Here is a 15,042-nt window from a genome sequence, read left to right on the forward strand (position 1 = left end):
GCCAAGGCCCCTCTCGGAATCACCGGCCCGGGATAAAGCAATGCCCCGATCAATGGAATAAGGCGGATCGTCCAAATTTCATTCGGCTACCGGTATGGCCGGTGTCGACTTTTCAAACTGCGGCAGCCCATCGTCGATCGAATAATAGTCGCCCTTGTCGCCGACGAAGATATGACATTCGCCCTCGAGCGCTGTCGGCTTGTCGAACGATCCCGCCATGACCGAGATATGGTCTTGGTCCATTGCCTTCCAGAACAGCAGCGACCCGCATGTCTTGCAAAAGCCGCGCCTGGCGAAGCCGGACGCTTCATACCAGGTGATGCTTTCCGTGCCTTCGATCACGATGTCGGTATCGGCAACATTGGTCGCGGCATAGAAATGCCCGCTCTGTTTGCGGCATTGCGAACAATGGCAGTAGACGACGCCACGCAGTGCCCCACTTGTCCGGAAGCGGACCGCTCCGCACAGGCATGATCCCTGGTGACTCTCCCGCACTGGGTTTCTCCCCTAAACTGTAGTCTGACGAAGGCACCAGCATTCCAGCTTTGCGGCCGTCATGCGTAAGCAATTGCGACATCTGTTGTTGTGGAAAATCCGAAGTTCAGTTTCGCTCAGCCAGATCGGTACGCGAATTTGCATGCAACGCCGCCAATCAGCGCTGCCTGGAGGTTGATAGTTTGGTTGGACGCATGCAGCCTGATGTAGCGAAAAGGCGTGAGTTCTGCCGATTAAGGAAACTTTAGCGCTACTGCATCTATGGTGGTCTCCATCGAAGGTCGCGTGTGGGGACGCGCCTTTTCGTGTGTCGGCTTCGAATGGGTGGCGTCCCCGCGTCAGCGATGATGGATATGCGCCAAGTTCAGGCGCGTTCCCAAGGGAAGAGCGAACAACCATGCAGCCGGCGGCCACCCAGACCGAACGAAACACTGAGATCGCAAGCACAGTCGTGGCCACCATGCGCCAGCTTGGCGTGCTCGGCCTGCCGCGCAACTACGAGATCTTCTATGAGGCCCTGAGCGGCACCAACCGCGAGCTCGGTCTTGCCGTCTTGTCGCTGAGCAGCCGGCCGACGCAGGATGAGCTGGATCAGATCGGGCGCGCTTTCTTTGCCCATAATCATGGCCCGGGCATCATCGAGCATGCCCGGGACGTCATCGCCAAGGAGCTTGAGGAGGTCGCGTCGCTCCTGCGCAGCGAGCGCAGCCATATCGAAAAATATGGCAGGATCCTCGACGAGACATCCAGTGGCCTGAGCAACCGCAGCCTTCTCTCCCAGGATCTTCTGCAAAAGATCGCCAACGCAATGACGATCGCAACCAATTCGACGATCGACCACGGCCGGCAGGTCGCCTCGACGCTCAGCGACAAGACGGCGGAGCTTGAGAGCGTCAAGTCGAAGCTCGAGGAATACAAGCGGCTGGCCGATACGGATCCGTTGACCCAGATCTGGAATCGTCGCGCTTTCGACAAGGAAATCACCAGGATCTACAACAGCAACAAGGGTATTCTGTTCAATGCCCTTGTCCTTGTCGACATCGACCGGTTCAAGGACATTAATGACCGCTATGGCCATCCTGTCGGCGACAAGATCATCCAGATCATCGCCGAGATTTTGCAGACCAGCATCCGCGGCGACATGTTCGTCGCCCGAACCGGCGGCGAGGAGTTCGCGCTGATCATCGAGGGCGCCAGCGAGGACGCAACCTACGAGATCGCGGAACGCATTCGCGCCCTGATCGAGCAGACGCCGTTCACCAGCAGCCAGACCGGCATGAATTACGGCACCGTGACGGTATCGATGGGCATCTGCATGGCATCAGAGGGCGAAGGCCCCGAAGACCTCTACACCAAGGCGGATCGGGCGCTCTACCGCTCCAAGGTCAGCGGGCGCAACCGCGTCACCAGGCATTCAGCCATGGCAGGGCGCGCCGGCAAAAGCTGGCTGCTTTACAAGAAAGACTGAGGCTTTCGCTTTTGCCGGTTGCGCCGACACGGTCGGAAGCACAAACCGAAGTTGCAATAAAAAAGGCGCCGGTTTCCCAGGCGCCTTTCCTTTATCGGTTCCAATTGGCCGAGATCAGCCGTTCGCGACCTGCTTGTGCTGCACCGGATGGCTCTTCTTCAACAGGTCCGAGACCAGGAAGGCCAGTTCGATCGCCTGGTCGGCGTTGAGGCGCGGATCGCAATGGGTGTGGTAGCGGTCCTGCAACTCCTCGGCGGTGATGGCACGGGCGCCACCGGTGCATTCGGTGACGTTCTTGCCGGTCATCTCAACATGGATGCCGCCCGGATGCGTGCCTTCGGCGCGGTGCACCTCGAAGAAGGTCTGCACCTCCTTCAGGATGCGGTCGAAGGGCCGTGTCTTGTAGCCGGCCGCCTCGATCGTGTTGCCATGCATCGGATCCGACGACCAGACCACGCTGCGGCCCTCCTTCTGCACAGCGCGCACCAGCTTCGGCAAATGGTCGGCAACCTTGTCCGAACCGAAGCGGGCGATCAGCGTCAGCCGCCCCGGCTCGTTCTCGGGGTTCAGCAGGTCGATCAGTTCCAGGAGGCCGTCCGGCGTCAGCGACGGACCGCATTTCAGGCCGAGCGGGTTCTTGATGCCGCGGCAATATTCGACATGGGCGTGGTCGGGTTGACGCGTGCGGTCGCCGATCCAGATCATGTGACCCGACGTGGCGTACCAGTCGCCCGAGGTCGAATCGACACGCGTCAGCGCCTCCTCATAGCCGAGCAGCAGGGCCTCGTGGCTGGTGTAGAAGTCGGTTTCGCGCAGCGCGAAATTGGTTTCGGACGTAATGCCGACCGCGCGCATGAAATCCATCGTCTCGGTGATGCGATTGGCAAGCGACTCGTATTTCTCGCCCTGCGGGCTGTCGGAGACGAAGCCGAGCATCCAGCGATGCACATTCTCCAGGCTGGCATAACCGCCCTGCGCGAAGGCACGCAGGAGGTTGAGCGTGGCCGCCGACTGGCGGTAGGCCATTTCCTGGCGGGCGGGATCGGGAATGCGCGACTTCTGGTCGAACTCGATGCCGTTGATGATGTCGCCGCGATAGCTCGGCAGCGTCACTTCGCCCTTGGTCTCGTTGTCGGACGAGCGCGGCTTGGCGAACTGGCCGGCGACACGGCCAACCTTCACCACCGGCTGCGCACCGGCGAAGGTCAGCACCACGGACATCTGCAGGAAGACGCGGAAGAAGTCGCGGATGTTGTCGGCGCCATGCTCGGCAAAACTCTCCGCGCAATCACCACCCTGGAGCAGGAAGGCTTCGCCGGCGGCAACCGCTGCCAACTGCTTCTTCAGCTTGCGCGCTTCGCCGGCAAAGACCAGCGGCGGGAAGGTGGCGAGTTGGGCTTCCGTATTCTTCAGCGCGGCAAGGTCCGGATAGGCGGGAACTTGCTTGATCGGCTTTGCTCTCCACGAATTCGGCGACCATTTCGTCATCGCTGCACCCAACGCTCTTTCCGGCGGACACCCTCGCCCGCCATTTCCCGCCCCAAACTGGGGTGGCGGCTCCATACACGAAGCCGATTTCCTATTCTAGACCGGAATTTCGGTGCTGGCGAATGGCTGACGCGCCCAGGACGGCCCGAAAGGCGAGATCAGGCTGCCTTCTCCACCAGTCGCGCCAGCTGCGTCATGACCACAGCCGAGCCCGCCAGACGCTTCTCCGCCGTCGGCCAGTCGCGGATGAAGACCACGCTATGGTCGGCCCTGATCTTGGCCAGCGAACCCTGCTCGCCAATATACTTGACCAGCCCGACCGGGTTCGAGAACTCGCGCTTGCGGAAATGGATGACGATACCCTTCGGCCCGGCATCGAGCTTCTCGACATTGGCCTTGCGGCACAGCGCCTTGATGAAGACGATCTTGAGGAGATGTTTCACTTCCTCCGGCAACGGGCCGAAACGGTCGATCAGTTCGGCGCCGAAAGCGTCGATCTCCTCGGTGTTTTCGAGATCGCCGAGGCGGCGGTAAAGCGCCAGCCTGAGCTGCAGGTCCGGCACGTAGCCTTCCGGGATCATCACCGCCGTGCCGACGGCGATCTGCGGCGACCAGCCGCCATCCTGCACCTCGCCGAAATCCTTCACCTCAGCGACCGCTTCCTCCAGCATCTGCTGGTAGAGCTCGAAACCGACCTCCTTGATGTGCCCGGACTGCTCCTCCCCCAGCAGGTTGCCGGCGCCCCTGATATCCAGGTCATGGCTGGCGAGCTGGAAGCCGGCGCCGAGCGTGTCGAGCGACTGCAGTACCTTCAGACGGCGCTCGGCAGTGTCGGTGAGCTTGCGGTTGGCCGGCAGTGTGAACAGCGCATAGGCGCGCACCTTCGAGCGCCCGACGCGGCCGCGCAACTGGTAGAGCTGCGACAGGCCGAACATGTCGGCGCGGTGGATGATCAGCGTGTTTGCGGTCGGGATGTCGAGTCCGGATTCGACGATGGTCGTCGACAAAAGCACATCATACTGGCCGTCATAGAACGCGTTCATGATGTCGTCGAGTTCGCCCGGTGGCATCTGCCCATGCGCCACCGCTACCTTCAGCTCAGGAACAGATTCCTTCAGGAAATCATGGATTTCCACCAGATCGCTGATACGCGGAACGACATAGAAGGAATGGCCGCCTCGGTAGCGCTCGCGCAACAACGTCTCGCGAATGACCAGCGGGTCGAAGGGCGAGATGAAGGTGCGCACCGCCATGCGGTCGACCGGTGGCGTGGCGATCAGCGACAGTTCGCGCACGCCCGTCAGCGCCAGTTGCAGCGTGCGCGGGATCGGCGTCGCCGACAGGGTCAGAACATGGACGTCGGTCTTCAGATCCTTCAGCCGTTCCTTATGCTTGACGCCAAAATGCTGCTCCTCGTCGATGATCAGCAGGCCGAGATTCTTGAACGAAATCGCGGAGCCCAGCAGCGCATGGGTGCCGATAACGATATCGACCTGCCCTTCGGCAATGCCCTTCTTGGTCTCCGCTAATTCCTTTGAGCCCACCAGCCGTGACGCCTGGGCGACACGGATGGGAAGCCCTGAGAAACGCTGCGAGAATGTCTTGAAATGCTGACGCGACAACAGTGTCGTCGGCACCACCACCGCGACCTGAAACCCTTCCATCGCCGCGATAAAGGCGGCGCGCAGCGCCACTTCGGTCTTGCCGAAGCCGACATCGCCGCAGATCAGCCGGTCCATTGGCCTACCCGCGCCGAGATCGTCACGTACCGAGTCAATGGCCGTCTGCTGGTCGTCGGTTTCCTCGTAGGGGAACCGGGCGGCGAACTCGTCATAGAGGCCTTCGGCCGGCACCAGGGCCGGTGCGGCCCGCATCTGCCGCTCGGCGGCGATGCGGATCAGTTGTCCGGCCATGTCAAGCAGGCGCCGCTTCAGCTTCGCCTTGCGCGACTGCCAGGCGCCGCCGCCCAGCTTGTCCAGCGTCGCTTCGGCCGTGTCGGAGCCATAGCGCGACAGCAGCTCGATGTTTTCCACCGGCAGGAACAGCCGGTCGTCGCCGGCATAGTGGATTTCCAGGCAGTCATGCGGCGCGCCAACCGCTTCGATGGTGCGCAGACCGATGAAACGGCCAATGCCATGGTCGGCATGGACGACAATATCGCCGGCCGACAAGGCCGAGGCTTCGGCGATGAAGTCGGACGCGCGCTTCTTGCGCTTCGAACGGCGGATCAGCCGGTCGCCCAGAATGTCCTGTTCCGCGACGACGACCAGCTTTTCAGTCTCAAAACCGGATTCCAGCGGCAAAACCGCCAATGCGGCCTGTCCCGGCTCGAGCTGTTCGGCCTCCGCCAACGTCTCGACCTGCTTGAGATTGCCGAGATGGTGCTCGGCCAGGATCTGGCCAAGGCGGTCGAGCGAGCCCTCGGTCCAGCCAGCGATGACGACCCGGCGGCGCGCCGCGCGCTCGTCGGCTATGTGCCGGACGACCACATCGAAGACATTGACGTTCGGATCGGCTCGCTCCTCGACGAAGCTGCGGCCATGGCGCGAGCCGGCGTGGAAGACTTTCTTGCTCCCCAGGTCCGGCGCGTCGAACACGGTAAAGTCGATGTCTTCGCGCTCGCCAAGCGAAGCCTTCAGATTCTCCGGCGAGAGATAGAGCAGATCCGGCGCCACCGGCTTGTAGGGGACCGCATCCTTGAGCGCCGCGTCAGCCTGCTTTTTGCGCGCCTCGTAGTGATCGAGGATCAGCGTATGGCGCTCGGCCAGCGCCTCATGTGCCAGATGGTCGAAAACCACGGGTGCGTCGGGCAGGTAGTCGAACACCGTCTCCAGCCGCTCGTAGAAGAACGGCAGCCAATGCTCCATGCCCGCGAAGCGCCGGCCTTCGCTGACCGCCGCATAGAGTCCGTCGTCACGCTGGGGTGCGCCGAAAGCCTCGATATAGGAGCGGCGGAAGCGGCTGATGGTTTCGGGCGTCAGCGCCACCTCGCTCATCGCCTGAAGCGCCATCGACTTGCGCTGGCCGGTGGTGCGCTGCGTGGCGGCATCGAAGACGCGGATCGATTCCAGCGTGTCGCCGAAGAAATCAAGCCTCAGCGCCTCGCTCCAGCCGGGCGCAAAGAGGTCGAGAATGCCGCCGCGCACCGCGAATTCACCGATGCCGCGCACGGTCGGCACCCGCTCGAATCCCGACGTCTCCAGCCGGGCGATCAGCGCATTCATGTCGATCTGGTTGCCGGGCCTGGCGTGGAAGGTTTGGGCTTCGACAAGCTCCGCGGGCGGAATGCGCTGCAGCAGCGCATTTGCGGTGGTGAGAATGACGGCACGGTACGGCTTCTTCGCCAGTGCGATCATGGCGGTCAGCGCATCGAGGCGCTTGGCGGCGGCATCCGAACCAGGCGAGACACGGTCGTATGGCAGGCAGTCCCAGGCAGGCAGTTCCAGCACAGGCAGGCCCGGCGCGACGAAGGACAGCGCCTCGATGATCGAAGGCAGGCGCTGGCCGTCGCGGGCCACGAACAGCACCGGCTTGTCGGGCGCGATCTCGAGCGCCGTCTGCACCAGTGCGAAAGCCTCGTAGCCGTCGGCGACACCGTCGACGATGAACTGGCCGGCGCGGCCCTTCGGCAAGCCAATGGTGGGAATGAGAGCCATCAAATCACGGTCTTGTTTGTCGCAATTCCGACGGGAAAACCGCTGCGCACTTTTCCTGGAATTGCTTGTGTTCAGAAAGTCATGGTCCGGCGGGACGCCAGGATTTTTTGCAGGACGGCACAGTCGATCTCCGCCGGCACCGGGCGTTCGCCCGTAACCAGCGGCAGGAATTCCGTGTCGGCAATATCGAGGAGCCTCTCATATTGGTCGATTTCCTCGGTGGTCAAGGTGCCGATCTCGGCATCGGCGAAGGTGCCGAGGATGAGGTCCATCTCGCGCATGCCGCGATGCCAGGAACGGAACAACAGCTTGCGGCGATGGGCGTCCAGCCCCTCGCTTGATCGTTTCGTTCCGGTCATTGTGCCGCATCCTCGCTTCAAGCGGCGCATATAGCGTGGATAGTGGGCGCTGTCAGCCTTGCGCTGCGGCCGTCGCGACATAAGCTGACATCATGCGTCCTTCCATCCTCGATCCCCTGTTTGTCCCGATCACCTCGCTTGCCGGCGTCGGGCCGAAGGTTGGCGCGCTGATCGAGAAGGTCGTTGCCGCCGATCTCGGCGACCGCGCCGCACGCGCCGGCGACCTCCTGTTCGTGCTGCCGCACACCGTCATCGACCGCCGAAACCGGCCGGGCATCGCACTCGCGGCCGAAGGCGCCATCGTCACGCTTGAGCTGCGCATAGACCGTCACCAGCCGCCACCGCGCGGCAACAGGTCGGTGCCCTACCGGGTATACGCCCATGACGACACGGGCGAAATCGGCCTGACCTTCTTCCATGCCCATGCCGCCTATCTCGAAAAGGCAATGCCTGTGGGCGAGCATGTCGTGGTGTCAGGGCGGATGGAATGGTTCAACGGCCGCCCGACCATGGTCCACCCCGACCATATCGCGCTCGCCAGCGAAGCGGAAAACCTGCCGCTGGTCGAACCGGTCTATCCGCTGACCGCCGGCCTCTCGGGCAAGGTGCTGCGCCGGGCGATCGGCCAGGCGCTCGGCCGCCTGCCGGAGCTGCCGGAATGGCAGGATGATGCCTTCATGCGCCGCCAGAGCTTTGCGTCCTTCGGCGACGCGCTGACGCGCATCCATTATCCCGCTGATCCGATCGATGTCGCGGTCGAAGGGGCTGCATGGCGCCGGCTCGCCTATGATGAATTGCTCGCCGGCCAGGTCTCGCTGGCCCTGGTGCGGGCAAAGGTGCGGCGCCTGTCAGGCCGCCCTCTCGTCGGCGATGGGCGCATCGCCGAGAGCCTGCGTACAGCCCTTCCCTATTCGCTTACGCCCTCGCAGGAATTCGCGCTCGCCGAAATCAACGCTGATCTCGCCGATCCGGAGCGCATGCTGCGGCTGCTGCAAGGTGACGTCGGCTCGGGCAAGACGGTGGTGGCGCTGCTTGCCATGGCACGCGCTGTCGAGGCCGGCGGCCAGGCGGCGCTGATGGCGCCGACCGAAATCCTCGCGCGCCAGCATCTGGCGACGATCACCCCGCTTGCCGCCGAGGTCGGCTTGCGCATCGCCATCCTGACCGGCCGTGAAAAGGGCCGCGAGCGAGCCGAAACGCTGGCGGGTCTTGCCAGCGGCGAGATCGACATCGTCGTCGGCACTCATGCGCTGTTTCAGGAAACGGTCAGCTTCCACGACCTGGTCCTGGCCGTTATCGATGAGCAGCATCGCTTCGGCGTCCACCAGCGGCTTGCCATCACCGCCAAGGGCGACGCCCCCGACATGCTGGTCATGACCGCGACCCCCATCCCGCGCACGCTGGTGCTGACCGCCTTCGGCGACATGGACGTGTCGAAGCTGACGGAAAAACCCGCCGGCCGCCAGCCGATCCGCACCGTCACGCTGCCGCTGGAGCGGCTCGACGAGCTGGTCGGCCGCATGCTCGATGCCGTCGCGGATGGTCAGAAGATCTACTGGATTTGCCCGCTGGTCGAGGAATCCGAAGAGATCAAGCTGATGTCGGCCGAGGATCGTTTTGCCTCGCTGAAGCCGCTGTTCGGCGATCGCATCGGCCTTGTCCACGGCCGCATGAAGGGTGTCGAGAAGGACGAGGCGATGCGCGCCTTCAAGCAAGGCGAGACGCGCATCCTGATCGCCACCACGGTGATCGAGGTCGGCGTCGACGTTCCTGACGCCACGATCATGGTCATCGAGCATGCCGAACGCTTCGGCCTCGCCCAGTTGCACCAGCTGCGCGGCCGGGTCGGACGCGGCGACAAGCCCTCGTCCTGCGTGCTGCTGTACAAGGATCCGCTTGGCGAGACCGCAAAACGCCGGCTGTCGGTGATGCGCGAGACCGAGGACGGTTTCCTGATCGCCGAGGAGGACCTGAAATTGCGCGGCGAAGGCGAACTGCTGGGCACCCGCCAGTCCGGCACGCCGGGTTTCCAGGTGGCGCGCATCGAGGTGCATGCCGACCTACTGGAGGCTGCCCGTGACGACGCCAGGCTGATCCTGTCGCGCGACCCAGAACTGCAATCGGACCGCGGCGAGGCGCTGCGGCTCCTGCTCTACTTGTTCGGCCGCGACGAGGCCGTGCGGCTCCTGCGCGCCGGGTGAGGCCCTAGCGGCGGATTGGCCAGGGTTCCATTGATCGGCTCGCCGTTCAGCGTCACCAGTTTCGTCTTCACCTCGGGAGCAACCAGCCCGGCCGATACGATCAGCTTGGCGCCGTCCTCGATCGTCATGTCGAGCGGCACGATGTCCGACTTCAGCACATACATCAGGAAACCGGTCGTCGGGTTCGGCGTGCACGGCATGAACACGGCGATCAGCGGATCGCCTTCCTGGTCGAGCTTCTGGTTGATCTCGGTTTCCTTTTCGCTGGCGACGAACACCAGCGACCACACGCCCTTGCGTGGATATTCGACCAGCCCAACCTGGCGGAACATGTCGCCCTTGTTCGACAGCACGGTCTCGAAAATCTGCTTCAGCGAGCCGTATATGCCGCGCACCAGGGGCATGCGGCCAAGCAAGCGCTCGCCAAAGCCGACTATGGCGCGGCCGACAATGTTGGCGGTGAGAAAACCGATCAGCGTGATCAGGATGAGCGCGACGATGAGCCCAAACCCCGGAACCGGGAACGGCAGATAGGTGTCGGGGCTGTAGCGCGCCGGAATATACGGTTTCACCCAGGAATCGACCCAGCCGATGAACGACCAGGCGATATAGGCGGTGATCGCCAGCGGCGCGCAGACGATGAAGCCCGTGAGGAAATAGTTCCTCAGCCGTGTCATGCCGGAAGTCTTGGGAGCGTCTGACATGGTTCACCGGAGGCGCTATTGCGACGCGACATTAGTGAACCGGAAGGCGCTTTGGAACTGCGAAGTTTTTAAAGGCGCCTGTTTACGAGCGCCTATTCCACCGTCACCGACTTCGCCAGATTGCGCGGCTGGTCGACGTCGGTGCCCATGAACACGGCGGCGAAGTAGGCGAGCATCTGGATCGGCAGCGCATAGATGATCGGCGAAATGATTTCCGGCACATCCGGAAGCACGATGGTCTCCATCGTCTTCAGGCTCACCTGTGCCGCGCCCTTGGCGTCGGTGATCAGGATGATCTTGCCGCCACGCGCCGCCACTTCCTGCATGTTGGACACGGTCTTTTCGAAGATGCGGTCGTGCGGCGCGATCACGATCACCGGCATGTTCTCGTCGATCAGCGCGATCGGCCCATGCTTCAGCTCTCCGGCGGCATAGCCTTCGGCGTGGATGTAGGAAATCTCCTTGAGCTTCAGTGCGCCTTCCATGGCGAGCGGGAAATTGGTGTCCCGTCCGAGATAGAGCACGTCCTTGTAACGCGACAGTTCCCGCGCGATCCGTTCGATCTGCTCTTCGAGCTTCAGCACCTGGTTGGCGTAGCGCGGCGCTTCCGAAAGCGCTCGCACCAGCGTTTTCTCTTGCTCCTTCGAGATCGCTCCGCGCGCCACGCCTGCGCGCACGGCAAGCGACGCGAGCACGGACAACTGGCATGTGAAAGCCTTGGTCGAAGCGACGCCAATCTCTGGCCCGGCCAGCGTCGGCAGCACGACGTCGGATTCGCGCGCCATGGTCGATTCCCGCACGTTGACGACGGCGCCGATCTTCATCCCGGCTTTGCGGCAATAGCGCAAAGAGGCCAGTGTATCGGCGGTCTCGCCCGATTGCGAGATGAAGAAGGCGGCGTCGTTGGCCGACAACGGCATCTCGCGGTAGCGGAATTCCGACGCGACATCGATATCGACCGGGAGCCGCGCATAGCGCTCGAACCAGTATTTGCCGATCAGGCCGGCGAGATAGGCGGTGCCACAGGCGGAGATCGCCAGCCGGCCGATCTTGGCGAAGTCGAATGGCAGATCGAGCGGCTTGGAGACGCCGGAGACGAAATCCACATAATGAGCCAGCGTGTGCGAGATCACCTCGGGCTGCTCATGGATCTCCTTCTCCATGAAATGGCGGCGGTTGCCCTTGTCGACCATGAAGCTGGTCGAGAGCGACTGCTGGCGCTTGCGGTCGACCTTTTTGCCGTCGATGTCGAAGATGGCGACGCCGTCGCGGCGCACCACCGCCCAGTCGCCGTCCTCGAGATAGGTGATCGAATTGGTGAACGGAGCGAGCGCGATGGCGTCGGACCCCAAAAACATCTCGCCGTCGCCATGGCCAACGGCCAAAGGCGGGCCATTGCGCGCGCCGACGATCAGGTCCTCGTCACCCTTGAACATGATGGCTAGCGCAAAGGCGCCTTCCAGCCGCTTCAGCGCCTGATGCGCGGCCTCGACCGGCTTCAGCCCCCTGGCGAGTTCTCGCGCCACCAGGTGTGCCACGACCTCGGTGTCGGTCTGCGACGAGAAGGAATAGCCGTCGCGGATCAGCTCCTCGCGCAGTTCGGCGAAATTCTCGATGATGCCGTTGTGGACGATGGCGACGCCGTCCGAAAAATGCGGGTGCGCATTGGTCTCGTTGGGCACGCCGTGGGTTGCCCAGCGCGTATGGCCGATACCGATCCTGCCGTCGAGCGGCTCATCCTTGAGCCGGCGTTCGAGGTTGACCAGCTTGCCCTCGGCACGGCGGCGGCCGAGCTCGCCCTTCTCGATGGTGGCGACGCCGGCGGAGTCATAGCCGCGATATTCGAGCCGCTTCAGTGCGTCGACGATGAGCGGCGCAACCTGCGAGTGGCCGACGATTCCAACGATACCGCACATGCAGACAGTCCCCGATTGCCCACGGAAAACCAGCGATATTTAGGCGTGGCCGGCCTGCCGCGAAAGTCACATTGCATTTCGTCCGCTGTAACGGACGCTTCAGCAGGCATGCACCATGACAGCCCGCTCTTGCAATCCGGTTACGGCAATCGTTCGGTTTTTTCGATTGCTTCGGCGAGAAAGCAGACCGTCGACCCAATCGCTAATGGTCGGCGCCAGCCGCTTTCTTCTTCGCGGCCGCCGCGGAAGCAAAGCGTTCGCGCAATTCCTTGCCCTTGCCGGGGATCGTCTTTTGGCGGGCGCGGCCGAAGGCCAGCGCATCGTCGGGCACGCTTTCGGTGATGACGCTGCCCGAGGCGATATAGCCGCCATTGCCGATGGTGACCGGGGCCACGAGCGAGGAATTGGAGCCGATGAAGGCGCCCTCGCCGATGTCCGTGAAGAACTTTGAGTAGCCGTCGTAGTTGCAGGTGATGGTGCCCGCCCCGATATTGGCGCCCGCGCCGACACGCGCGTCGCCAATATAGGTCAAATGGTTGACCTTGGCGCCGTCCTCGATAACGGCTTGCTTGACCTCGCAGAAATTGCCGACCTTGGCCTTGTTCCTGAGATCGGCGCCTGGCCGCAGCCGTGCGAACGGCCCGACATCGCAATTGGAAGCGATGGTGGCGCCCTCGATGTGGCTGAAGGCGTGGATTTTGGCGCCGCTGGCGATCCTCACGCCCGGACCAAACCAGACGTTGGGTTCGACGATGGTGTCGGCGCCGATTTCGGTGTCGTGCGAGAAAAACACGGTTTCCGGGGCGATCAGAGTCACGCCCGACAGCATCGCGTCATAGCGCCGGCGCTGTTGCCAGATGGCTTCGGCTTGCGCCAGTTCGACGCGATTGTTGATGCCGAGCGCGCTTTCGAAGCTGGCTTCGGTGGCAACGACATCGAGATTTTGTGCACTGGCGATCTCGACGATATCGGTCAGATAATACTCGCCCTTGGCATTCTTGTTGCCGACCGCGTCGAGCAGTTTCAACGCGTGCGCGCCGGCCACCGCCATCATGCCGGCATTGCAGAAGCCGATTTTCTTCTCCTCTTCGGAGCAGTCCTTTTCCTCGCGGATAGCTGTGAGCTTGCCATCCTTTTCGATCAACCGGCCATAGCCGGTCGGATTGGGTGGGCGGAACCCGATCACCACGACGGCAGCACCTTCCGCCAATCTCCGCCGCGCCAGCGTGAGCGCATCCGCGTCGATCAGTGGCGTGTCGCCAAACATCACGAGGACGTCGTCATAACCATTTGATATTGCTGCACGGGCAGCGATAACGGCATGCGCCGTACCCAAGCGCTTTTCCTGCTCGAAGGTTTCCGCCTTCGGTGCAAACCTGGCCGCCGCCTTGCGCATCTCGTCGGCGCCATGGCCGATCACCAGCGCCAGCCCGCTCGCACCCGCGGCTTCGGCTGCCTTGACCACATGGGCCACCATCGGCAACCCGGCGATCTGATGCAGCACCTTCGGCAGGGCGCTCTTCATGCGCGTGCCTTCGCCGGCGGCGAGGATGACGGACAGGCAGGATCTCTGGCTCATGGACGGGCAACCGTATGAAAGGGTTGGGAATCAATACAGGATAGCAGTGGCGCCATGCTGCACCAATGCGGTTAAATTCCGGTGAGATGGCAGAGCAGCTGACTCTTAATCAGCGGGTCCACAGTTCAATCCCGTGCCTCACCCCAAGCTGACAAGCGTCAGCCCAGCCGCCCCAGCACCGGGAAATTCTCAAGCAGCCAGTACGACACCGTCTGCACGCCGCCGGTGAGGAAAAACACGCCGGCGATCACCAGCAACGCGCCGATCGCCTTTTCGACGCGGCCGAGATGGACGCGGAATTTGCCCAGGAAGCGCATGAAGGCGCCGGAGAACAGCGCCGCGATCAGGAACGGGATGCCGAGGCCGAGCGAATAGGCGGCGAGCAGAAGGGCCCCCTCGCCGACCGTCTCGCGGCCACCGGCCAGCGTCAGGATCGGCCCCAGCACCGGGCCGATGCAGGGCGTCCAGCCGAAGGCGAAGGCAAGGCCCATGACATAGGCGGCGACGGCGCTGGCTGGCTTGCCCTGCGACTGGAAGCGCGCCTCGCGTGACAGGAGCGGGATACGCAGGATGCCCAAAAAATTCAGGCCCATCAGGATGATCAGCACGCCGGCGCCCATCGCCAGCGGCTCCTGCCAGACGCGCAGCAGCCGGCCGATGGTCGACGCGCCGGCGCCCAGCGCGACGAACACGGTGGAAAAACCGAGCACGAAGGCGATCGAGGAATAGAGCAGCGCGCAGCGCGCGCCCTCGCGTGCCGTCGCACCCGCGTTGCCGCGGAAATCGTCGACGGAGACGCCGGCCATGTAGCAGAGATAAGGCGGCACCAGCGGCAGCACGCATGGCGAAAGGAACGAGATGGCCCCCGCCCCGACCGCGCTGACATAGCCGATATCCAATGCCATTCCAAAACTCCAACCTTTGGCGTCCGATATAGCGGCACGCCGGTTTGTCCGCCAATCACCATCGTGTGGCAAGTCATCGCGGGCGGGGAAGAAAGCATCGGCGCAAGGCGTTGACACGACGAGGCCGCGATTTGCCGCGCGCCTTCGAATATCAGCCACGGAGATTTCCATGAAAACGATAACCGCAGCGCTGGCCGCGCTCCTGCTCAGCACCGCCGCATCCTTTGCCGCCGAAGCGTGGAAGGAAGCCGAGGTCAATGGCACCAAGATC

Annotated in this window: 10 protein-coding genes and 1 tRNA gene; 3 read left to right on the top strand and 8 right to left on the bottom strand. The window is 63.1% G+C overall.

The genetic code is table 11. From position 1 onward, the window contains the following. Positions 1-78: 78 nt before the first annotated feature. A complete protein-coding gene (locus FJ954_RS26020) occupies positions 79-495 on the bottom strand; it encodes a GFA family protein (protein WP_015317647.1) in 417 nt (138 codons plus the stop codon). Between the two features lie 397 nt (positions 496-892). Here FJ954_RS26020 and FJ954_RS26025 point away from each other — a divergent pair, with 397 nt between their 5' ends. Continuing rightward, a complete protein-coding gene (locus FJ954_RS26025; RefSeq protein WP_140664301.1) occupies positions 893-1,963 on the top strand; it encodes a diguanylate cyclase in 1,071 nt (356 codons plus the stop codon). 114 nt (positions 1,964-2,077) lie between these two features. Here FJ954_RS26025 and FJ954_RS26030 read toward each other — a convergent pair whose 3' ends face one another. From FJ954_RS26030 to FJ954_RS26040, 3 genes are all read right to left on the bottom strand, one after another. Beyond that, on the bottom strand, positions 2,078-3,451 hold the full coding sequence (locus FJ954_RS26030; protein ID WP_015317645.1) for a 3-deoxy-7-phosphoheptulonate synthase class II: 1,374 nt from the start codon (positions 3,449-3,451) through the stop codon (positions 2,078-2,080). Between the two features lie 158 nt (positions 3,452-3,609). Further along, positions 3,610-7,107, bottom strand: a complete 3,498-nt coding sequence (mfd, locus tag FJ954_RS26035) for a transcription-repair coupling factor (protein WP_140664304.1) — start codon at positions 7,105-7,107, stop codon at positions 3,610-3,612. 71 nt (positions 7,108-7,178) lie between these two features. Next, positions 7,179-7,466 carry a succinate dehydrogenase assembly factor 2 gene (locus FJ954_RS26040; protein WP_140616224.1) on the bottom strand — a complete coding sequence of 96 codons (288 nt, stop codon included), beginning with the start codon at positions 7,464-7,466 and terminating at the stop codon, positions 7,179-7,181. Between the two features lie 92 nt (positions 7,467-7,558). Here FJ954_RS26040 and recG point away from each other — a divergent pair, with 92 nt between their 5' ends. Then, complete coding sequence (recG, locus tag FJ954_RS26045; protein WP_140664306.1) at positions 7,559-9,667, top strand: ATP-dependent DNA helicase RecG; 2,109 nt, start codon at positions 7,559-7,561, stop codon at positions 9,665-9,667. On the opposite strand, the gene FJ954_RS26050 is transcribed toward recG, so the two are convergent. The 3 genes from FJ954_RS26050 to glmU form a co-directional block, all read right to left on the bottom strand. Further along, positions 9,619-10,371: a DUF502 domain-containing protein gene (locus FJ954_RS26050; RefSeq protein WP_031240956.1), complete on the bottom strand. Its 753-nt coding sequence runs from the start codon at positions 10,369-10,371 to the stop codon at positions 9,619-9,621. The two genes, recG and FJ954_RS26050, sit on opposite strands and share 49 nt — an antisense overlap. Positions 10,372-10,463: 92 nt before the next feature. Then, entirely contained in the window at positions 10,464-12,287 is a 1,824-nt protein-coding gene (gene glmS / locus FJ954_RS26055; protein ID WP_140664309.1) for a glutamine--fructose-6-phosphate transaminase (isomerizing), read from the bottom strand. Positions 12,288-12,489: 202 nt separating this feature from the next. Beyond that, complete coding sequence (gene glmU, locus FJ954_RS26060; protein WP_140664312.1) at positions 12,490-13,866, bottom strand: bifunctional UDP-N-acetylglucosamine diphosphorylase/glucosamine-1-phosphate N-acetyltransferase GlmU; 1,377 nt, start codon at positions 13,864-13,866, stop codon at positions 12,490-12,492. 80 nt (positions 13,867-13,946) lie between these two features. Here glmU and FJ954_RS26065 point away from each other — a divergent pair. Then, positions 13,947-14,010 (top strand) — tRNA-Lys (locus FJ954_RS26065). Positions 14,011-14,024: 14 nt separating this feature from the next. On the opposite strand, the gene FJ954_RS26070 is transcribed toward FJ954_RS26065, so the two are convergent. Next, a complete protein-coding gene (locus FJ954_RS26070) occupies positions 14,025-14,771 on the bottom strand; it encodes a cytochrome c biogenesis CcdA family protein (protein WP_140664314.1) in 747 nt (248 codons plus the stop codon). Between the last annotated feature and the right edge of the window lie 271 nt (positions 14,772-15,042).

This window comes from Mesorhizobium sp. B2-3-15, assembly GCF_006442875.1.
GTDB classification, from domain to species: domain Bacteria; phylum Pseudomonadota; class Alphaproteobacteria; order Rhizobiales; family Rhizobiaceae; genus Mesorhizobium; species Mesorhizobium australicum.